Below are 20,069 nucleotides of genomic sequence, written 5' to 3' on the forward strand. Positions count from 1 at the left end.
CATGACCCGGAAGCCCCACCCTCAGCGCCCGCCGCGCAACGACCTCGTGGACGCCCTGGTGCTCGAGGTGCACGGCCTCGTGCACGACCAGGGCTGGCTCGCCGACCGGGCGCTGGAGCGCGTGCTCCGGCGCGAGCGCGCGCTGTGGGCGAACGAGCGCCGCGCGGTGGCGGAGGCGGTCTACGGGATCCTGCGCGCGCAGGGGCAGCTCGACTTCCTGCTGGGCGGCAGCCCGCCGCTCGCCACCCGCTACGCCGCCTGGCTGGTGCGGTCGGCCGGGGTGGCGCCGGCCCAGGCCGCGGCGCGCCTCGGCGCGGCGCCGCGCGCGCTCGCCGGGTTGGCCGAGGCGGACGCGCGCATCGCCGCCATCCCGGACCCGCTGGACCGCTTCGCGGTGGAGGCGTCGCTGCCGCGCTGGATCGCCGAGCGGCTCGTGTCGGAGCTGGGCGAGGCGGAGGCGCGCGCGCTCGCGGCGGTGCTGAACCGCCGGGCCCCGCTCACCGTCCGCGCGAACGCGCTCGCCGGCGACCGGGAGGCGCTCCGGGCGGCGCTCGCCGCCGAGGGCGTGCCGGCGGAGCCGACCCACTTCTCGCCCTGGGGGCTCACGCTCGACGGCCACCAGAACGCGTTCGCGCTGGAGGCGTTCCGCACCGGCGGGTTCGAGATCCAGGACGAGGGCAGCCAGCTCATCGCGCTCGCCTGCGGCGCGCGCCCGGGCCAGGTGGTGGTGGACGCCTGCGCCGGCGCCGGCGGCAAGTCGCTCGCGCTCGCCGCCGAGATGCACAACAAGGGCTCGCTCCACGCGCTCGACAGCGACGCGGGCCGGCTCGAGGACGCGCGCCGCCGCGCCCGCCGCGCCCACGTGCACAACCTCCGCACCCGCGTCGTCCCGGCCGGCCCCGAGGCGGAGGCGGCGGTGGCTGATCTCGCGGGCAAGGCGGACGTGGTGCTGGTGGACGCGCCCTGCAGCGGCCTCGGCACGCTGCGCCGCAAGCCCGACGCGCGCTGGCGGCTCCAGCCCGGCGACCCGGAGCGCTTCGCCGCGATCCAGCGCGAGCTGCTGGGCCGGTTCGCGCGCCTGGCGCGGCCCGGGGGCCGGGTGGTCTACGCCACCTGCGCCATGGGCCGGACCGAGAACGACGAGGTCGCCGACTTCGCCGAGCGCGAGCTCGGCCTCGCGCCCGCGCCGCTGGCGCCGTTCCTGGGCGCGGAGCGGGCCCGCGCGCTCGGCGCCGGCGAGAGCCGCTGCGCGCTCTACCCGCACCGCCACGGGACGGACGGGTTCTTCTTCGCCGCCTTCAGAAAGGTCTGACGGGGCTGCGCCCCGGCTCCGCTCGCTGGCCGTTTGCCGTCGGCCCGCTATCATCCCGCGCATGCCGGAGCTCCCCGAGGTCGAGATCGCGGCGCGGAACCTCCGCCGCTGGGCGGAGGGCCGCCGCGTCGAGGAGGTCGGCTGGGATCCCCGGGCGCGCCGGATCTTCCGCCCCGCGACGCCCGCCGCGTTCGCCCGCGCGCTGGAGGGCGCCCGGTTCGCCGGGATCCGGCGCATCGGCAAGCACCTGCTCGTCTCGCTCGAGCGCGGCGGCGCGCCGGTCGGGCTGCTCGCGCACCTCGGAATGACCGGCAAGTGGGTGCTCCGCGGCGCCGAAGAGCCGGCGCCGCGCCACGCGCGGGCCTGGCTGCGCCTGGAGGGCGGCGGGGTGCTGCACTTCCAGGACTCGCGCCTGTTCGGGCGGCTGCGGACCGTGCCCGGCGCGCGCTTCGAGGACGTGCCGGAGGTCGCGGCGCTCGGTCCGGATCCGCTGGAGCACGGCATCCAGCCCGCCGCGCTGGCCGGCGCGCTCGCGAAGAGCCGGCTGCCGGTGAAGGTCAAGCTCCTCGACCAGCGGCTCCTGCCCGGGGTCGGGAACATCCACGCCAGCGAGGCCTGCTTCCGGGCGCGCGTCGATCCGCGCCGGCCGTCCCGGGCGCTGTCGCGCGCCGGGGCGAAGGCGCTCGCGGCGGGCATCCTGGCCTCCTTCCGCATGACGCTCGACGCGGAGGACGGGCCGGAGATCACCTACGTCGAGGAGCCCGGGGCGGAGAACCCGTTCCTCGTGTACGCGCGCGAGGGCGAGCCCTGCCCGCGCTGCCGGAGGGCCGGCCGGACCTCGCCCATCCTGCGGGTGGTGCAGGCGCAGCGCTCCACCTTCTTCTGCCCCCGCTGCCAGCGGTAGACTGCGGGCGATGCGCCCCGAGGACCTCCCCCGCCTGTCCGTCGCCGACCTGCGCGCCCGGCTGCTCGACCGCGGCGAGGCGCTGGGCGACGCGTGCGAGGCGGCGCTCGAGGCGGATCCGCGCGCCGGCGCGCGCGAGGTGCTGCGCCTGGTGCGCAAGCGGCGCCGCGAGAACCGGGCCGAGGGCCAGCGGCTCCGCCACCTGCTGCGCTACGAGGCGGAGCTGTGGGAACGGGGGCTCGTGCACGTGGCCGGCGTCGACGAGGCCGGGATGGCGCCGCTGGCCGGTCCGGTGGTGGCGGGCGCCTGCGTGCTCCCCCTCGACTACCGGCCGCGCGGCATCGACGACTCGAAGCAGCTCGATCGCGCCGAGCGCGAGCGGCTGGCCGAGGACATCAAGCGGAACGCCGTCTGCTGGGCGGTGGCGCGGGCCGAGGTGGAGGAGATCGATCGCCTGAACGTCTACTGGGCGGGCATGCTGGCGCTGCGCCGCGCGGTGGACGGGCTGTCGGCGCGGCCGGAGCACCTGCTGGTGGACGCGCGCAAGCTGCCCGACCTCCCGTTCCCGCAGACGCCCATCGTGCACGGCGACGCGCTGTCGCTCACCATCGCCGCCGCCAGCATCCTCGCCAAGACCGCGCGCGACGCGCTCATGGCGGAGCTGGACCTCGTCCACCCCGGGTATGGGTTCGCGCGGCACAAGGGCTACCCCACCGCCGAGCACTTCGAGGCGCTCGGCCGGCTGGGCGCCTGCCCGATCCACCGGCGGTCGTTCACGCCGGTGCGCGTGGCGCTCGGCCTCGAGCCGGCCCAGGGCGACCTGTTCGCGCTGGCGGACGCGGCGGTCGCGGACGACGAGTGACCGCGGCGGGAACTGTATTTGACGCAACCGCGGGTAATCGCTAGAACCAGCCCCGAGGACGAGCCCGACGGTGCAGGCGCGCTTCCCTCCTACCCGGGATTTCCCCCGGCGAGGGCGCCCCCCGATCCGGCGAACGCATGCACGAGCCATCCACGAAGAACGACCTTTCCCGTCCGGCGTACCCCGCAGAAGACCTCGAAGAGAACCGAGACCGCCGCCCGCCACCGGGCCTGGCGCTCGATCCCCCCGAAGCCCCGCCGCCGGAGCACCCGCCCGAGATCCCCGTCGATCGCCTGGACGGCGACGCGCTGAAGGTGATCGCCCGGCTGCGGCACATGCACCACCAGGCGTACCTGGTCGGCGGCTGCGTCCGCGATCTGCTGCTCGGCGCCACCCCCAAGGACTTCGACGTCGCGACCGACGCCCACCCCGGCGAGGTCCGCGCCATCTTCCGCAACTGCCGCCTCATCGGCCGCCGCTTCCGCCTGGCGCACGTGTACTTCCGCGCCGGCAAGGTCATCGAGGTCGCCACCTTCCGGAAGAACCCCACCGACGTCGCCGAGGACGTGGGCGAGGGCGAGGGCGACCTGCTCATCACCCGCGACAACGTGTTCGGCACCGCCGAGGAGGACTCGGTCCGCCGCGACTTCACGGTGAACGGCCTGTTCTACGACGTCGCCACCGGCGAGGTGATCGACTACGTGGGCGGGCGCGCCGACCTCGAGGCGCACCGGATCTCCACCATCGGCGATCCCGAGATCCGGATGCGCGAGGACCCGGTGCGGGCGCTGCGCGCGGTGCGGTTCGCGGCGCGGCTCGGGTTCACCATCGCGCCGGACACGTTCGAGGCGATGCGGCGGACCTCGGGCGAGCTGGCCCGCTGCGCGCCGGCCCGGGTGCTGGAGGAGACGTTCAAGCTGCTCCGGTGCGGCGGGTCGGCCCGCGCGTTCGAGCTGCTGCGCGCCTGCGGCGCCCTGCCGGTGATCCTGCCCGCGCTGGGCGCGGCGCTGGAGACCTGGGACGACGGGCGGCGCCGCGCGTTCTTCGCGCACCTCGCCGCGCTCGACCGGCTGGTCCGCTCCGGCGCGGAGGTCTCCGAGGCGGTGCTGCTCGGCGCGCTGCTCATGCACCTCGGCGCCGACGCGCCGCGCGCCGGCCGCGGGGACGCGGCGCGCGCGGACGAGGACGCCGGCGCGCCGCGCTGGGACGAGGCCGACGCGTTCCTCGCCTCGCTGGTGCAGACCGCCCGGCTCCCGCGCAAGGTGGCCGAGCGCATCCGGCTGGCGCTGCACGCGCAGCGGCAGCTCGAGGAGCCGGGCAAGCGCCGGCGCCGCCGCGGGCGCGGCCCCGCCGGCCAGACCTACTTCCAGGACGCGCTGCAGCTCCTCGAGATCCGCGTGCGCGCCACCGGCCGCGGGGCCGAGGTGCTGGAGCGGTGGTCGGCCGAGGCGCCGCAGCCCCACGCGCCGTCGGAGCGCCCGGGCCGGGCCGGCCCGCGCGACGACCGCCACGAGCGCCGCGACCGCCGCGAGGGCTCCGCGCCGCACCGCGCCGAGCGCGACGAGGGTGCCGTGCGCGAGGTGGTGATCCCGACCGAGGCCGCCGAGGCCGCCGACGAGGCGGATCCGGAGGTCCGCGAGGTCGACTCCTCGGCCGCCGGCGAGGCCGGGGAGGGCGAGGCGTCGCAGGGCGGACGCCGCCGGCGCCGCCGCCGGGGGGGGAAGCGCCGCCGCCGCCGCGGGACGGGCGCGTCGGGGCCGGACGGGGGCGCGCAGGTGCCGCCCGCCGAGGCTGGCGGGCAGGGGTGAGCGCGCGCGGGAATCCTCCGCAACACCGCCGCCTTGACCGACCCCACGGCACCCGGTACAACCCGCCGACCATGGCGAGCGAGAAAGCCTCCAACGCGAAGGCCCGTTACCAGCGCATCCTGCTCAAGCTCTCGGGCGAGGCGCTCATGGGGGACGGCAAGTACGGCATCTCGCCGAAGACCCTCACCTCCATCGCCCACGACGTGAAGGACGTGGTGGACCTCGGGGTCGAGGTCGCGCTCACCATCGGCGGCGGCAACATCTTCCGCGGCGTGTCGGGCGCGACCGAGGGGATGGACCGCTCCTCGGCCGACTACATGGGCATGCTCGCGACCGTCATCAACTCGATGGCGCTGCAGGACGCGCTCGAGAAGATCGGCGTGCCCACCCGCGTGCAGTCCGCGATCGAGATGCACCAGGTCGCCGAGCCGTACATCCGCCGCCGCGCCATCCGCCACCTGGAGAAGGGGCGGGTGGTGATCTTCGCCGCCGGCACCGGCAACCCGTACTTCACCACCGACACCGCCGCCTCGCTCCGCGCCATGGAGATCCACGCGGACGTGCTGCTCAAGGCGACCAAGGTGGACGGCGTCTACACCGACGACCCGAAGAAGAACCCGGCGGCGACCAAGTTCAAGCAGCTCAGCTACATCGACGTGCTGAAGAAGAACCTCAAGGTGATGGACTCCACCGCCATCAGCCTCTGCATGGACAACGACCTCCCCATCGTCGTGTTCGACCTCACCCAGCGCGGGAACGTGCGCAAGGTGGTGCTCGGCGAGGAGATCGGAACCACCGTCGGGCGCCCCAGCGCCAGGAACGCGTAGCCTCGGCAAGGAGACGGCCATGGGCACCATCGCAGACGACATCCTCGACGACCTGCACGGGCGCATCCTCAAGACGCTCGACCAGCTCCGGACCGAGCTCGCCGCGGTCCGCACCGGGCGCGCCTCGCTCCACCTGCTCGACAACGTCCGGGTGGACTACTACGGCACGCCCACCCCGCTGAACCAGGTGGCGACGCTGTCCGTGCCCGAGGCGCGGCTCATCGTGGTGAAGCCGTGGGAGAAGTCGATGATCCCGCCGATCGAGAAGGCGATCCGCGACGGGAACCTCGGCCTCAACCCCATGAGCGACAAGGACCTCGTCCGCGTCCCGATCCCCGCGCTCACCGAGGAGCGCCGCAAGGAGATCGTGAAGCAGGTGAAGCACAAGGGCGAGGAGCACAAGATCGCCGTCCGCAACGTGCGCCGCGAGGCGAAGGAGCTGATCGAGGTCGCGGAGAAGGACGGAGACATCTCGGGCGACGACGCCGAGAAGGCGCTCGAGAAGATGCAGAAGGAGACGGACGAGGGCGTGAAGAAGATCGACGAGATCGTCGCCGCCAAGGAGAAGGACGTCCTCCAGGTCTGATGGGCGGCCCCGTGGCCCGCTCCCCCGCCGCGCTGCTCCTGCTCCTCGGCCCGCTGCTCGCGCTCGGCTTCGCCGCCGGCGCGGTGCGCGCGCTGGCCGCCCGCCCCGATCTCCCGGCCCGGCGCCGCCGGGCGCTCTCCGCCGCCTGGGTGCTCCTGCTCCTCGCCGGCACGCCGCTCTGGCTGATCGCCGCGGCGCTGCTCGGCTTCTGGTGAGCCGGGGCCGCCGGGCCGGCTAGAAGATCATCCCGGCCAGCGCGATCGCCCACAGCGCGTGGCCGATCCCGCCGAACATGGCGAGCCGCCGCGCCGGCGCGGTCGCGGCCGCGAGCTCGCCCGAGGCGACCGCCGCCTCCACCCTGCGCCACGCCGGCATGGAGGCGAACCCGACCACGAGCAGGCGCGCCAGCGTGGCCGCGAAGCCGACCAGGATGCCGGTGCGCGGGTGGCCGCCGTCGACGCCGATGAGCAGCACGCCGGTCACCAGCACCGCGATGCCGGCGTACAGGTCGAGCTTGAGCGCCGGGCGGGCGCGGGCCGCGAGCTGCTCCACGAACGGGCGGCCCAGCGCGACCGTGCGCTTCACGTCGCCCGGGACCCACAGCGCGGCGCCGATCCAGGTGGCGGCGGACAGGATGTGCAGGAAGACCAGCAGCTCTCTCACGATGGCGTTCTCCTCGCTGGCGCTGAACCTAGCGCGGGAGGGCGCCGCCGGCCGGTCCCAACCGGGACGTCGTCACCCTGCGTCATCAACCATCCGTGAAACGGCGACGGCCCGCGCCCGCCCCGCGAGCGGGGGAGCGCGGGCCGCCGGGCGCCGCGGAGGCGCCGGGACCGCTAGTCCCAGTAGCCGCCGACGCGGCCTTCCACGATGGTGAAGGTCTTGTCGTGGGTCACGCCGGCCGCGTCCGGGACCTCGACGATGCGCGCGAGCACGCCCGCCTCGACGAACGCGCCCAGGCCCAGCACCCCGAGGCGCACGCCCAGCGCGCCGCCGTAGCCGATCTTGACCGGCTCCTCCACCAGCGAGTTCACGGTCATGATGCCGCGCAGGTAGACCGGGAACAGCGGCGGCGAGACCACCAGCATCGGGCGCAGGTCGATGTCGAACTTGGAGTCCTCGACGTCGCCGAGGTTCGCGACCGCGCCCAGCTCGAGCTTCAGCATGTCCGCGAAGCCGTAACCCGCGGTGAGCATCACGTTGGTCGGGATCCGCTCGGTGGGCGACGGATCGATCCGGGCGCCGCTGCCGACCGACAGCTCGAGCAGGCCGCCGGCGCGGGCGGCCGCCGGGGCGCCGAGGAGCGCGAGCGCGAGGACGGACCAGGCGAACTTCGTCATGAAGCCTCCTTCCGCGGCCGCGACGGCGGCCGATCGGGCGGCCGAGTGTATGCCGGGCCCGGCGCGCGACGAAGCGTCGCGCGCGGCGCCGGTGCGGGGGGAGGTGGGTGCGGCGCCGCCGCGGTAAGCGCGCGTCAGTAGCGGTAGCCCTGGGCGATGGGGAAGCGGCGCCCCTCGCCGAACGCCTTCTCGCTCACCTTCAGCACCGGCGCGGCCTGCCGGCGCTTGTACTCGCTCTGCACCACCATGCGCAGCACGCGGCGCACGGTGGCCTCGTCGTGCCCGCGCGCCACGATGGCCTCGAGCGGCCGGCGCTCCTCCACGTAGGCCTGCAGGATGTCGTCGAGCACGTCGTACGGCGGCAGCGAGTCCTGGTCGAGCTGGCCCGGCTTCAGCTCGGCCGAGGGCGGCTTGGTGAAGGTGCGCTCCGGCACGAGCGTGCGGCCGGCGCGCGCGTTCGCGGCGCGGGCCACCCGGTACACCAGCGTCTTCGGCACGTCGCCGATGGCGGCGAGGCCGCCCGCCATGTCGCCGTAGAGCGTGCAGTAGCCGACCGCGATCTCGCTCTTGTTGCCGGTGGTGAGCACCAGCGCGCCGGTGTCGTTCGAGATCGCCATCAGGATCTGGCCGCGGACGCGGGCCTGGACGTTCTGGTCGGCGAGGTCGCAGAGCGGCGGCGCCCCGTCGGCGGCGAGCGCCGCGAGGAAGGCGGCGTGCATCGGCTCGATGCCGATCTCGCGGAAGCGGACGCCCAGGTTGCGGGCCAGCTCGGCCGCGTCCTCGCGCGAGTGGCCGGAGCTGTAGCGGGACGGCATCGCCACCCCGAGGACGTTCTCGGCGCCGAGCGCCTCGGCGGCGATGCAGGCGGTGAGCGCCGAGTCGATGCCGCCGGAGAGGCCCACCACCGCCTGCCGGAACCCGCACTTGCGCACGTAGTCGCGGACGCCCATCACCAGCGCCCGGAGCACCTCGTCCGCCTGCGGATCCGCGGGCGGCGGCGCGGGCGGCGGCAGCGGGCGGCCGTCGAGGCCCAGCGCGAGCGGCGCGCCGCCCTCGAGATCGCAGACCAGCACCGCCTCCTGGAACAGCGGCGCCCGCGCCAGCACCGCGCCGTCGCGCGCGAGGAGCATCGACCCGCCGTCGAACAGCAGGGCGTCGTTCCCGCCCACCTGGTTCACGTAGGCGATGGGCGCCCCGTGGTCCCGCGCGCTCGCCGAGAGCATGCGCTCGCGGAGCGGCGCCTTGCCCATGGCGTAGGGCGACGCGGAGACGTTCACCACCAGCCCGGCCCCGGCGCGCACCAGGTCGGCGATGGGATCGCGCGCGTAGCGCGGGCGCTCCCAGAAGCGCTGGTCGTTCCAGATGTCCTCGCAGACCGACAGCCCGAGCGGCACGCCCAGCCCCTCGGGCGCGGCGGCGGTGGTGGAGGCGCCGGCCGGGAGGAAGTAGCGCGTCTCGTCGAAGACGTCGTAGGTGGGCAGGAGCGACTTCCGCCCCACCGCCACCACCCGTCCGTCCGAGATCAGCGCGGCGGCGTTGTAGACGCCCGGCGGCGGCGCGCCGGCCGGCGCCTCCGGGAATCCCACCACGAGCGCGATCCCCTTCGACCAGGCGGCCGGGCGGGCGAGCTCCTCCAGCGCCTGCCGGGCGCGCTCGAGGAAGTCGGGCAGGTCGAGCAGGTCTCGCGGCGGGTAGCCGCACACCGTCAGCTCGGGGAAGACGGCGAGGGCGGCGCCGGCCTCCCGGGCGACCTCGGCGGCGGCCCGCACCCTGGCGGCGTTGCCGGCGAAGTCCCCCACCGTCGTGTTCACCTGCGCGAGCGCGATGCGTCCGGAACGGGCCATGGGAGAGGATGCTACATTAGGAGCCATCGTGCCGCGCCGCATCCTGGTCGCCGAGGCCTCCGCGCCGCTCCTCGCGCCGCTGCGCCGGCCGCTCCGCGCGGCCGGCGTGGAGCTGGACGCGATCTCGCCGGCGGCGGCGTCGGGGCGGCTCGGCCCCGCGTCGCACGTGGCCGCGATCGTGCCCGGCGGCGCGGGCGGCGCCGAGGCGGTGCGCGCGGTCCGGGCGGCCGATCCGCTCCTGCCGGTCATCGCGCTGTTCGCCGACGAGGCCGAGGCCGCCGCCGCGGCCCAGGGCGAGGCGCTCGGCGCCGACGGCGCGCTGGTCGCGCCGGTGGGGCCGGCGGCGGTGGTGGGGGCGTGCCGGCTGGCGGAGCGGCTCCGGGCGGCCACGGCCCGGGCGGTGGAGGCGGACGCGCGCCGCCTCGCGGCGGAGGCCCCGCGCCACGCCGCCGACCTCGAGTTCCTGAAGCGACTCCTGCCGCTCGAGGTGAAGCGCTCGCGCCGGTACGGCTACCCGGTCTCGGTGGCGCTCGTGGCGGTGGACCGGTTCGCCGAGGTGGCCGGGCGGCTCGGCCCGCACGGCCGCGCCGCGCTCATGGCCGAGGTGCTCGGGCTGCTGGCCGCGTCGGTGCGCGACATCGACCTGGCGGCGCCGTTCACCGGCGAGCGCTTCGTGGTGCTCATGCCGCACACGCGCGCCGAGGGCGCGCTGCAGGTCGCCCGGCGGCTCTGCGCGCGCATCCGCGAGCGCGGCGCGGGCGAGGGGATCACCGTCAGCGCCGGCGTGGCCGGGCACGACGGCGGCGGGACGGTGTCGTTCGGCGGGCTGGTGAAGCGCGCCGCCGAGGCGCTCACGCGGGCGCGCGCCGCGGGCGGCGACCGGGCCGAGCCGGCGGAGCCGCCGCGCCGCCGCGACCGCATCGTGATGGGGTGACCGCATGCGCCGCTCCCTCGCCGCCGCCGCGCCCGCCCTCGTCGTCGCGACCGCGCTGGTCGCCGCGGGCGGGCTCGCCGCGTGCCGCCGCGCCGCCCCGGCGCTCCCCGAGGTGCGCCTGCACGCCTCGCCCGACCTGCCGGCCGAGGTGGTGCGCGACCTCGCCGCCCGCTTCGCGGTGGCGCGGGTGGTGCTCGTGCCCCGCGCCGAGGAGGCGGAGGTGGCCTGGGCCTCGGATCCCGCGGCCCTCCTCGCGCTCGCGCCCCGGCTCGTGCCCGGCAGCGCCGCGCCGGAGCCGGCCACGGTGCAGTTCGCCGACCCGCAGGGCCGCTTCGCCCCGGTGGCGGCGCGCGCGCGGGTGCTGCTCGTGGCGCGCGACGCGCGGCTCCCGGTAGACCCCACCAACCTGCGCGACCTCGCCGATCCGCGCCTGCGGGGCCGCGTCGCGCTCGCGCACCCGGCGCGCGGCGCCGGCCCGGCGGCCTGCGCGGCCCTCTCGCTCGTGTACGGCGAGGCGAGCCTGGGGCGGTTCCTGCGGCTGGTCGCGGCGAACGCGCCGGTGGTGGTGGGCTCGGACGCGGAGGTGCGCGCGGCGGTGGCGGCGGGTCGCGCGGCGGTGGGCCTCGCGGGCTCGGTGGACGGCGCCGCCGGGGCGGCGAGCGCGGCCGCGCTGCGCGTCGTCTACCCGGACCAGGCCGGGCGCGGCGCGGTGGTCCTGCCCACCGCGGCGGCGGCGCTCGCGCCGGCGGCGGGCGGCGCGCCCTCGCCCGCGGCAGTGCGGCTGGTGGCCTGGCTGGCCGGCGCGGACGCGGAGCGGATCCTGGTCGCGCGCGCGCCCGGGCTCCTGCCGCTGCGCCCGGAGGTCCCCGTGCCGGTCGGCGTCGAGCCCGCCGGCAACCTGCGCGCGCTCCCGCTCGACTGGGATGGGCTCGCCGCGGAGGCCGCCCGGCTCGCGCCGCTGCTCGAGCGCTGGCCGGACGCGTTCGCTGCCGCGGGGCCCGGACGCGGGGCGGCGAGGGAAGCGGCGGCCCCCGAGGGACGGCCGGGGCGTCTCGAACACGCACCGTGAACGTGCTCGCCGCGTCTGCCCGGACCCACGGTCGCGGTCGCCCCCGGGTCCTCCGCACACCCTTCACGGAGCGGCTGCGACGCCGTTCACGCCCCATTAGGGGTCTCGCGGTTCAGCCCTCCAGGGTTATCTCAGCCGCCCCGGGTGGGATGAAAGTGGGAAATCACCGCGGGGAACGCCTGCTTACCTAGCAGTCCCGTTTGGGGGCTAGAAACCATAGGGGGCGTTATTATCGTCGGGATCGCCAGCAACGGGCGACCAAGCAGGGGCGTGCGAAGGCCCCTCTGGCTCGGCCGACCGGGTGGATGCTGGGTGACAGGCCCCACAGCGGGCACTTCCGGGGAAGGAATCACGATGGCTCAGATCGATATCGAGATCCTCACGCCGTTCGCCGCCAAGTTCATGGAGGGCACCAGCCTCACGCCGGCGGAGCGCGCCGAGGTGCTCCGGATCGCGCAGGGGTTCGCGTGCAAGGACTCGGCGGCCGCCGCCGGCGTCTCGCCCGAGACGATCCGCGCGCGCCGCAAGCGCATCTACCGCAAGCTCGACGTCCCCGGCTCCGGCGAGCTGCTCGCGAGCCTGCTCTCGCTGTCGCTGAAGATGCTGGCGAAGGGCGAGCGGATCGAGCCGCGCCCGGTGGCGCCGGCGCAGCCGCAGCAGGCCGCCGCGACGACCAGCGGCGCCGTGATGGCGCGCTAGCCGCGGCGCTCCTGACCCGGACGTCTCCCGCGTCTGGCGGGCCGCCGCATCGTGGCGGCCCGCCGGGCGCGCCTCACGCCTCGACGAGGGCCCGCCTGCGCGGCGCGGCCCCGCGAGCCCCCCCTACAGCGCTCACCCCGCCAGCCAGCGCGTCACGCGCGCGGCGACCTGCGCCGGCGTGAAGCCGTACTCCTCGGCGAGCGCCTTCTCCGGCGCGCTCGAGCCGAAGCGCTCGATCCCGAGCACCAGGCCGTCGCGGCCGGCGAGCTGCCACCACTCGGTGCCGCGCGCCGCCTCCACCACCGCCACCCGCTGGCCGGGCGGCACCACCTCGTCGCGCCAGGCCTTCGGCTGCGCGAGGAAGCACTCCAGGCACGGGATCGACGCGAGCCGGCCCACCACGCCCTGCTTCGCGAGCGCCTCGAGCGCGGCCTGCGCGAGCGGAACCTCCGAGCCGGTGGCGACGAGCGTGAACGTGGCGCCCGCGGGCGCGTCCACCAGGTAGCCGCCGCGGAGGATCGCCTCCGGGTCGAGCGGCACCGAGCGCTTCACCGGCGCGAGCTTCTGGCGGGTGAGGACGAGCGCGGTCGGGCCGTCGCGGCGCTGCAGCGCGTGCGCCCAGGCGGCGGCGGTCTCCTCCGGATCGGCCGGGCGGCAGACGTGCAGGTTCGGGATGGCCCGCAGCGCGGTGAGGTGCTCGATGGGCTGGTGCGTGGGGCCGTCCTCGCCGAGGAAGATCGAGTCGTGCGTCCACACGTAGATCGCCTGCAGCTTCGAGAGCGCGGCGAGCCGGACCGGCGGGCGCATGTAGTCGGCGAACTGCAGGAAGGTGCCGACGAACGGGACGAACAGGCCGTCGTACGCGAGGCCGTTCGCGATCGCGCCCATGGCGTGCTCGCGGATGCCGAAGTGGAGGTTGCGGCCGGCGAAGCTGCCCGGCGCCACCGAGCCCGCGCCCTTGATCTCGGTGAGGTTCGACTCGGCCAGGTCGGCCGACCCGCCCACCAGGCAGGGCACGAGCGGCGCGATCTTCTGCAGGATGGCCTGCGAGACCTTGCGGGTCGCGTCCGGCGCGGGCAGCTCGGCGCGCGCGCGGTCGAGGATCCGCTCCGGCACCCAGCGCTCCACGTGCGCGTCGAGCAGCGCCGCCTGCTCCGGGTTGGCGGCGCGCCAGGCCTGCTCGGCCGCGCGCCAGGCCCGCTTCTGCGCGGCCTTCTCGGCGCGGACCTCGGCCCAGTAGGCGCGGACGTCGTCCGGGACGAGGAAGCGCGGCTCGAGCGGCCAGCCCAGCGCCTTCTTGGTGGCCTCGAGCTCCGCCTCGCCGAGCGGCGCGCCGTGCACGCTCGACTTGCCGGCCTTGGCGGGCGAGCCGAAGCCGATGGTGGTGTGCACGCGGATGAGGCTGGGGCGGCCCAGCTCGGCCTTCGCCGCCTGGATGGCGCGATCGATGCCGTCGTGGTCGCGGCCGTCCACCGACTGGACGTGCCAGCCGTAGGCCTCGAAGCGCCGGGTCACGTCCTCGCCGGAGAAGGTGATGCTGGTCTTGCCGTCGATGGTGATGCCGTTGTCGTCGTACAGGTAGACGAGCCGGCCGAGCTTGTGGTGGCCGGCGAAGCTGGCCGCCTCGGCCGAGACGCCCTCCATCAGGTCGCCATCGGAGACGATCGCGTAGACGTACGCGTCCGAGACCGGGTTGCCGGGCCCGAGCTTCGCCGCGAGCATGGCGTGGCCGAGCGCGAAGCCCACGCCGTTCGCGAAGCCCTGGCCGAGCGGCCCGCTCGTGATCTCGACGCCGGGCAGGAAGCCGTACTCGGGGTGCCCGGGCGTGCGCGAGTGGAGCTGGCGGAAGTGCTTCAGGTCCTCGAGCGTGCAGTCGAAGCCCGCCAGGTTGAGCAACGAGTACAGCAGCATCGAGCCGTGGCCGGCCGAGAGGAGGAACCGGTCGCGGCCCAGCCAGCGCGGCTCCGCGGGGTCGAAGCGCAGGTGGCGCGTCCAGAGGACGAAGGCCATGTCCGCGGCGCCCATGGGCATGCCGGGGTGGCCGCTGTTCGCCTGCTGCACGCCGTCAGCGGCGAGCATGCGGATGGTGTTCACGGCCTTCTCGACGAGCTCGGGGCGAGCGTTCGGCACGGGGACTCCTCGCGGGGGTGGGAAGAGGTGCGGAACATCGCCCACCGCACCGTCGAGATCAAGGGGGGCGTCAGCCCCGCCCGCCGCCGCCCCGTCCCCAGCGCGCCCCGAGGGCGCGGAGCACCCGGGCGCCCAGCTCGAGCGGCCCCGGCCCGCCGCCGAGCCCCTCCGCCTCGAGCCGCCGCCGCTCGCGCTCCCCCACCTCGCGCGCCAGGGCCTCGGCGAGCGCGCGGCGGGAGCCCGCCTCCCCGGCCTCCTCCCGGGCGAGCGCCTCCCGCCGGGCGGCGGCCTCGCGCGCCTCGACCTCGGCCTGGCGCGCCCGCTCCACCCGCAGCCGCTCGTCGGCGGCGCGCTGCTCCGGCGTGTCGAGCGCGGCGCCGCAGCCCGCGCACTCGACCGCGAGCGCGTGGCCGTCCATGCCGCAGCGCAGGCAGCGCGTGAACGGGAGGCGGTCGCCGCGGTCGAGGAGCTGGAGGGCCGGCTCGGGCTCGGCGCCGAAGCGCTCCAGCCGCGCCCCGGTCGCGGGCGTCTCCGCCGGCGCGAGGCCGGGGCGCTGCACCGCGCCGAAGCGTGCGGCGCGATCGGCGGTCCCGGGCGCCGCCGGGTCGGGCGCGGGGGCGCCGTCGCGCGGGCGCTCGAGGTGGAGGAAGCGGCGGAGGCGCGAGGCCATGCGGGCGCGCTCCGGTCAGCCGGCGGCCGGCGCCGAGGCGGGGCGGGTGCGGGCGCGCGCCCACTCGCGCAGCCGCGCGATGTCCTCGCGCATCGTGGTCGAGAGCGGGAGCGATTCGCGCACGGCGCGCTCGACGTGGCCCTGCGCGAGGTCCACCCCCTCGGCGAACGCGTCGTACAGGCCGGAGACCACCGCCTGCTCGATCTCGGCGCCGCTGAAGCCCTCGCTCGCGGCGGCCAGCGCGTCGAGGTCGAAGCGCGCGGGGTCGCGGCGGCGCCGCGCCAGGTGGATCTGGAAGATCTCGCGCCGCTCCGGTGCGAGCGGCAGGTCGATGAAGAAGATCTCGTCGAAGCGCCCCTTGCGCAGGAGCTCGGGGGGCAGCTGCTCGATGCGGTTCGCGGTCGCGACCACGAACACCGGCGCGGTCTTCTCCTGCAGCCAGGTGAGCAGCGCGCCGAACACGCGCGCGGTGACGCCGCCGTCGCTCACCCCCGAGGACTGCGTCCCGGAGAGCCCCTTCTCGATCTCGTCCACCCACAGCACCACCGGCGCGACGCTCTCCGCCACGCGGATGGCGCGGCGCAGGTTCTCCTCCGACGAGCCCACCAGCCCGCTGAAGATCCGGCCCATGTCGAGCCGGAGCAGCGGCAGCCGCCACTGCGCCGCGATCGCCTTGGCGGTGAGGCTCTTGCCGCAGCCCTGCACGCCGAGGAGCAGCAGGCCCTTCGGCTCGGGGAGCCCGAAGCGGCGCGCCGCCTCGGAGAACGCGGCGCCGCGTCGCCCGAGCCAGGCCTTCAGGCTCGCCATGCCGCCCACCCCCGCCAGCCGCGCGTCGGTGGCGAAGTACTCGAGCAGGCCGCTCTTGCGGATCACCTGCCGCTTCTCCTCCAGCACGAGCGGCACGTCGTCGCGCGAGAGCCGGCCGTCGGTGGCGATGGCCTTCGCGAACGCGCTCTCCGCCTCGGAGAGCGTGAGGCCGAGCGCGGCCTGGATGAGCTGGTCGGCGTCGTCCTGGTTCAGCTCGACCTGGGCGCGCCCGTTCTGGCGTACCACCCCGACGATCTCCTTCAGCAGGTCGAGCAGGTCGCGGTACCCGGGCAGCGGCACGTCGAGGACCGAGATCTCCTTCTCGATCTCGGGCGGGATGGCGAGCGTGGGCGAGAGCAGCAGCACCGTGGTGTAGGTGGACTTCAGCGCGTGCCCGAGCTCGCGCAGCCCGCGCACCACCGCCGGATCCGCCAGGAACGGGTGGAAGTCCTTCAGCACCACCAGCGCCGGCTCGGCCAGCCTCTCGATGGCGGCGAGCGCCTCCAGCGGATCCTTCGCGCCCTCGGGCGCGGGGCCGCGGGTGCCGCCGAGCCGCCGGAAGCCCCGGGCGATGGACCAGCCGAGCAGCGCCTTCCCGTGGCGGTCGGCGAGGCCGTCGAGGATGGCCTCGAGCCGCTGCTCCTCGGAGGTGACGAGGTAGACGAGCGGGTAGCGGGCCCGCACCAGCGTGTCGAGCTCCTGCACGAACGCGGGCTGGGGGCGCGGGGCGGCGCCGGGGGCGGACATGCGCGCGAGTGTAGCAGCCGCGGCGCGGCCGCGCGTCGCTCAGGGGGCGTCGAGCCAGGCCAGCCCGGCGGAGCCCGCGCCGAGGTCCACCGCCGCGACCGTCCCGGGCCGCACCTCCAGGCCGCGCCCGGCGGCGAGCGCCACCGCCTCGGCGACCTCCGGGTTGTGCCCCACCAGCGCCGCGCCGTCGCCGGCCGCGCGCGCGAGCGCCAGGAGCTCCGCGCCGCCGCACGTGCCGGCGGCGAGCCGCGGATCCACCTCCAGCGGCGCGCCGGTGGCGGCCGCGAGCAGCTCGGCGGTCTCGCGGGCGCGCGCGTAGGGCGAGGCGATCACGCCGCGGATCGCGAGCCGCCCGCGCAGCCGCGCCACCAGCGCCGCGAACCCGTCGCGCCCGTCGGGCGTGAGCCGGCGGTCGGCGTCGTCGCCGGCCCGTGCCTCCGCCTTGGCGTGGCGGACCAGGTAGACGCGGATGGGCGGCATGGGGGCTCCTGGATTCACTCCGAGGCGAGCAGCGCGACCGGGAAGTCCGCGAAGAGCTCGGCGAGCGCCGGCGCCTCCCCGCGGTGGACGGTGCCGGTTACCACGTCCACCCACCGGGCCGCGAGCCCGCCGAGGGGGAGCCGCCCCTCCCAGCGCGGCGCACCGCCGCCCTGATCCTGCAGCCGGACCACCAGGCGCGGCACCGCGCACGCCACCGCCCGGCCCGCGAGCGTGCGGGCGAAGGCGACCACGTGCCCGGCCAGCGGCCCCTCCGCCGCGAGCGGGCGGTGGTCGCCCTCGAGGAGCAGGGCGCGCTCGCGCCGGCGCAGCCGGAGCCCTTCCGCGAGCAGGAGCAGCTTCGCCTCGCCGCCGGCGAGGGCGTCGGGCGCCGAGAGGCGCCGCGCCAGCGCGCGGCGCGCCTCCGGCCCGCGGGCGAGCTCGGCCTGGATGGCCTCGAGCGCGCGCGCCCGGTGCGCCCAGTCCACCGGCCGCCGGTTGTCGGGATCCACGAGCGAGAGGTCCCACAGCTCGGTGCCCTGGTAGACGTCGGGGATCCCGGGCGCGGCCAGCTTCAGCGCCACCTGCGCGAGCGAGGAGATCCGTCCGGCCCGCGCCGCGCGCTCGGCCAGCGCGCCGAGGTCGCGCAGGAACGTGCGGGAGGCCAGCGCGCCCGCCACGAAGGCGCGCACGCCGCCCTCGTAGTCCTCGTCCGGATGCGTCCAGCTGGTGTGGATCTTCGCCTCGCGGAGCGCCTTCTCCAGGTAGCGCTGGATCCGCTCCACGTACTCGGCGTGCGCGGGCGTGCCCGGGGTGAGGCCGCCGTCGGGGAACGTGCCGAGGAGCGTCTGGTACAGCAGGTACTCGTCGCGCCGGTCCGGCGCGGTGCGGCCCTCGAGGCGGCGCACGTGGGCGCGGTTCACGCGGCCCCACCGCGAGACCGCGGCCCGCAGCTCGCCCGGGAGCTCGGACAGCGCCGAGATGCGCGCCCGCACGTCCTCGCTGCGCTTGGTGTCGTGGGTGGAGCTGGCGGAGAGGGACCCGGGGAAGCGCGCGCGGCGCTCGGCCAGGAGCGCGTGCAGCGCCTCCGCCGACGTGCCGAACCGGCCCGGGTCCGAGCCCACCTCGTTCAGCGAGACGAGCCGGACGTAGCAGTAGAACGCGGTGTCCTCCACCGCCTTGGCCGTCACCGGCCCGGTGACCTGCTGCAGCTTCAGGGCGAGCTCCAGCCAGGCGCCGCGCGCCGCCTCGGGCAGGCCGTCCGGGTAGCGCTGCAGGAGCACGTCCCGGAGGAAGTCGTAGATGGACGGGTCGACCAGCGGGCTGCGGCGGCGGGCGCGGGCGATGGTCGCCTCCACGTAGGCCCGGTCGCGCGCGTCCACCTCGCCGCGGCGCGTGACGTAGGTGCGGTAGACCGGGAACAGCGCCACGTACTCGACCAGCGCGCGGGTGAGCTCGTTCAGGGTGAAGTCGCGGGTGCGCCGGTCGGTCTCGCTGATGCGCGAGAGCCGGTGCGCCAGCATGTTGATCTCGCTCGCCATCGACGACGACATCACCTGCCGCTTCTTCTCCTCCACCGTGCGCCGGTAGTCCTGACGGCCGCCGGCCACGCGCGCGTAGAGCGCGTCCAGGGCGCGCTCCGCGGCGGGATCGACGAACAGCCCGTTCACCGCGGCCAGGAGCTCGTAGCCGGTGGTGCCGTCCACGTCCCAGCCCTCCGGCAGCCGCTCCCCCGCGGCCAGCACCTTCTCGGCCACCACGTAGAGCGGCCGCGCCGGGAGCCGCCCCGCCTCCAGCTCCGCGAAGAGCCGCTCCAGCAGGAGCGCCTCGGCGCCGTTCTCGAGCGCCGTCCCCCGCGCCTGGGCCAGGACGCGGGCGCGCTCGGCGAGGTAGCACGCCTGCAGCCGCCGGAAGTACGCGGCCGGCGCGTAGAGGCCGTCGGGGTGGTCGATGCGCAGGCCGGTGGCGGCGCCGTCTCGCAGCAGCGCCAGCACCCGCCGGTGCGCCTCGGCGAAGACCCGCGGCTCCTCCATGCGCAGCGCCGCGAGCGCGTTCACGTCGAAGAAGCGCCGGTAGTTGATCTCCTCCCCCGCCACCCGCCAGAACGCGAGGCGGTAGGCCTGCGCGTCGAGCAGCCGCTGCAGCAGGTCGAAGCTGCGCGGATCGCCGGGCGTGCCGTTGAACGCGGCCACGTTCTCGTCCACGAAGGCCCGCACCGCCGGGCTCGCGTCGCACAGCGCGGCCAGCCTCCGCTTCGCGACCTCCTTCTCCCGCGCGCGCTCCGCCACCGCCTCGGGCCGGGTCTCGCTGCGCGGGGCCAGCTTGTCGAGCGAGGTGCAGATCGACTCCAGCTCCTGCAGGCTCGGGTCCTCCGGGCCGAGCGCCTCGCGCAGCCGCTCGATGCCGTGGCGCAGCACGAGCGGCACCGAGCGCGGCGCCACCGGGAACGCGTGGTCGAAGTAGCGGATGGCGAGCGCGCCGCCCTCGCGCGCCAGGCGCAGCTCGCCGCGCTCCAGCACCCGCCCGAACTGGTCCCCCAGCACCGGCACCAGCACCTTGTTCGCGAGCTCGGACTTGAGCGGCGTCCAGTCCACGTCGAACGCCGGGGCGTGCACCGAGGACGGGCCGTTCTCGAGCAGGTCCATCCACCAGGCGTTCCAGGGGCCGATGCCCATGTGGTTGGGCACGTAGTCGAGCAGGATGCCCATCCCGCGCGCGCGGCAGGCCGCGGCGAGCCGCGCGTAGCCCTCCTCCCCGCCCAGCTCCGGGTCGAGCCGGGCGTGGTCCACCACGTCGTATCCGTGCGTCGAGCCCGGCGCCGACGCGAGCACCGGCGACAGGTACAGGTCGGAGACGCCGAGCGCGTCGAGGTACGGCACCAGCGCGGCGGCGGCGTCGAACCCGAAGCCGGGGTGGAGCTGCAGCCGGTACGTCGAGGCCGGCCGGGGCGTCACGCCCTCGCCGCGGGCCAGCGCCTCGGCGAGCGCGCCCAGGAGCTCCTCGACCTTCGCCGCGTTCGCGCCGTTCTCCGCCGCCCCCAACCCGCCCCCCTT

18 protein-coding genes are annotated in these 20,069 nt (G+C 76.2%); 10 read left to right on the forward strand and 8 right to left on the reverse strand.

All coding sequences use genetic code 11. The features are described from left to right. Position 1 precedes the first annotated feature (1 nt). From ANAEK_RS01420 to ANAEK_RS01450, 7 genes are all read left to right on the forward strand, one after another. Positions 2-1,312, forward strand: a complete 1,311-nt coding sequence (locus ANAEK_RS01420; protein WP_012524364.1) for an RsmB/NOP family class I SAM-dependent RNA methyltransferase — start codon at positions 2-4, stop codon at positions 1,310-1,312. 61 nt (positions 1,313-1,373) lie between these two features. Beyond that, positions 1,374-2,216 (forward strand): Fpg/Nei family DNA glycosylase, encoded by an 843-nt coding sequence (locus ANAEK_RS01425; protein WP_012524365.1) that lies wholly within the window; start codon positions 1,374-1,376, stop codon positions 2,214-2,216. A 1-nt stretch (position 2,217) separates the two neighbouring features. Further along, a complete protein-coding gene (locus ANAEK_RS01430; protein ID WP_369736046.1) occupies positions 2,218-3,078 on the forward strand; it encodes a ribonuclease HII in 861 nt (286 codons plus the stop codon). A gap of 137 nt (positions 3,079-3,215) precedes the next feature. Then, positions 3,216-4,886, forward strand: coding sequence for a polynucleotide adenylyltransferase PcnB (pcnB, locus tag ANAEK_RS01435; RefSeq protein WP_012524367.1), 1,671 nt, complete (start codon positions 3,216-3,218; stop codon positions 4,884-4,886). A 71-nt stretch (positions 4,887-4,957) separates the two neighbouring features. After that, positions 4,958-5,713: a UMP kinase gene (gene pyrH / locus ANAEK_RS01440; protein WP_012524368.1), complete on the forward strand. Its 756-nt coding sequence runs from the start codon at positions 4,958-4,960 to the stop codon at positions 5,711-5,713. Positions 5,714-5,732: 19 nt separating this feature from the next. Continuing rightward, on the forward strand, positions 5,733-6,299 hold the full coding sequence (gene frr / locus ANAEK_RS01445; RefSeq protein ID WP_012524369.1) for a ribosome recycling factor: 567 nt from the start codon (positions 5,733-5,735) through the stop codon (positions 6,297-6,299). Positions 6,300-6,310: 11 nt separating this feature from the next. Continuing rightward, positions 6,311-6,514: a hypothetical protein gene (locus ANAEK_RS01450; RefSeq protein WP_232288336.1), complete on the forward strand. Its 204-nt coding sequence runs from the start codon at positions 6,311-6,313 to the stop codon at positions 6,512-6,514. A 19-nt stretch (positions 6,515-6,533) separates the two neighbouring features. Here the strand turns inward: ANAEK_RS01450 and ANAEK_RS01455 are convergent, their stop codons facing one another. The 3 genes from ANAEK_RS01455 to ANAEK_RS01465 form a co-directional block, all read right to left on the reverse strand. Continuing rightward, positions 6,534-6,962 (reverse strand): hypothetical protein, encoded by a 429-nt coding sequence (locus ANAEK_RS01455; protein WP_012524371.1) that lies wholly within the window; start codon positions 6,960-6,962, stop codon positions 6,534-6,536. A gap of 173 nt (positions 6,963-7,135) precedes the next feature. Beyond that, positions 7,136-7,639, reverse strand: a complete 504-nt coding sequence (locus tag ANAEK_RS01460) for a hypothetical protein (RefSeq protein ID WP_012524372.1) — start codon at positions 7,637-7,639, stop codon at positions 7,136-7,138. Positions 7,640-7,773: 134 nt separating this feature from the next. Beyond that, entirely contained in the window at positions 7,774-9,483 is a 1,710-nt protein-coding gene (locus ANAEK_RS01465) for an NAD+ synthase (RefSeq protein WP_012524373.1), read from the reverse strand. A 28-nt stretch (positions 9,484-9,511) separates the two neighbouring features. On the opposite strand from ANAEK_RS01465, the gene ANAEK_RS01470 reads away from it, so the two are divergent. The 3 genes from ANAEK_RS01470 (at position 9,512) to ANAEK_RS01480 (ending at position 12,185) form a co-directional block, all read left to right on the forward strand. After that, complete coding sequence (locus tag ANAEK_RS01470; protein WP_012524374.1) at positions 9,512-10,417, forward strand: GGDEF domain-containing protein; 906 nt, start codon at positions 9,512-9,514, stop codon at positions 10,415-10,417. Between the two features lie 4 nt (positions 10,418-10,421). After that, positions 10,422-11,486, forward strand: coding sequence for an ABC transporter substrate-binding protein (locus ANAEK_RS01475; protein WP_012524375.1), 1,065 nt, complete (start codon positions 10,422-10,424; stop codon positions 11,484-11,486). A 354-nt stretch (positions 11,487-11,840) separates the two neighbouring features. Beyond that, positions 11,841-12,185, forward strand: a complete 345-nt coding sequence (locus ANAEK_RS01480; protein WP_012524376.1) for a LuxR C-terminal-related transcriptional regulator — start codon at positions 11,841-11,843, stop codon at positions 12,183-12,185. Positions 12,186-12,317: 132 nt separating this feature from the next. Here the strand turns inward: ANAEK_RS01480 and tkt are convergent, their stop codons facing one another. The 5 genes from tkt to ANAEK_RS01505 form a co-directional block, all read right to left on the reverse strand. Then, positions 12,318-14,315 carry a transketolase gene (gene tkt, locus ANAEK_RS01485; RefSeq protein WP_012524377.1) on the reverse strand — a complete coding sequence of 666 codons (1,998 nt, stop codon included), beginning with the start codon at positions 14,313-14,315 and terminating at the stop codon, positions 12,318-12,320. Positions 14,316-14,385: 70 nt separating this feature from the next. Then, positions 14,386-14,985, reverse strand: a complete 600-nt coding sequence (locus ANAEK_RS01490) for a hypothetical protein (RefSeq protein WP_012524378.1) — start codon at positions 14,983-14,985, stop codon at positions 14,386-14,388. Positions 14,986-15,000: 15 nt separating this feature from the next. Further along, positions 15,001-16,539: an AAA family ATPase gene (locus ANAEK_RS01495; RefSeq protein ID WP_012524379.1), complete on the reverse strand. Its 1,539-nt coding sequence runs from the start codon at positions 16,537-16,539 to the stop codon at positions 15,001-15,003. 39 nt (positions 16,540-16,578) lie between these two features. Then, positions 16,579-17,019, reverse strand: coding sequence for a histidine phosphatase family protein (locus tag ANAEK_RS01500; RefSeq protein ID WP_012524380.1), 441 nt, complete (start codon positions 17,017-17,019; stop codon positions 16,579-16,581). A 14-nt stretch (positions 17,020-17,033) separates the two neighbouring features. Beyond that, entirely contained in the window at positions 17,034-20,057 is a 3,024-nt protein-coding gene (locus ANAEK_RS01505; protein ID WP_012524381.1) for a malto-oligosyltrehalose synthase, read from the reverse strand. Between the last annotated feature and the right edge of the window lie 12 nt (positions 20,058-20,069).

This window comes from Anaeromyxobacter sp. K (assembly GCF_000020805.1).
Classification (GTDB): Bacteria; Myxococcota; Myxococcia; order Myxococcales; family Anaeromyxobacteraceae; genus Anaeromyxobacter; species Anaeromyxobacter dehalogenans.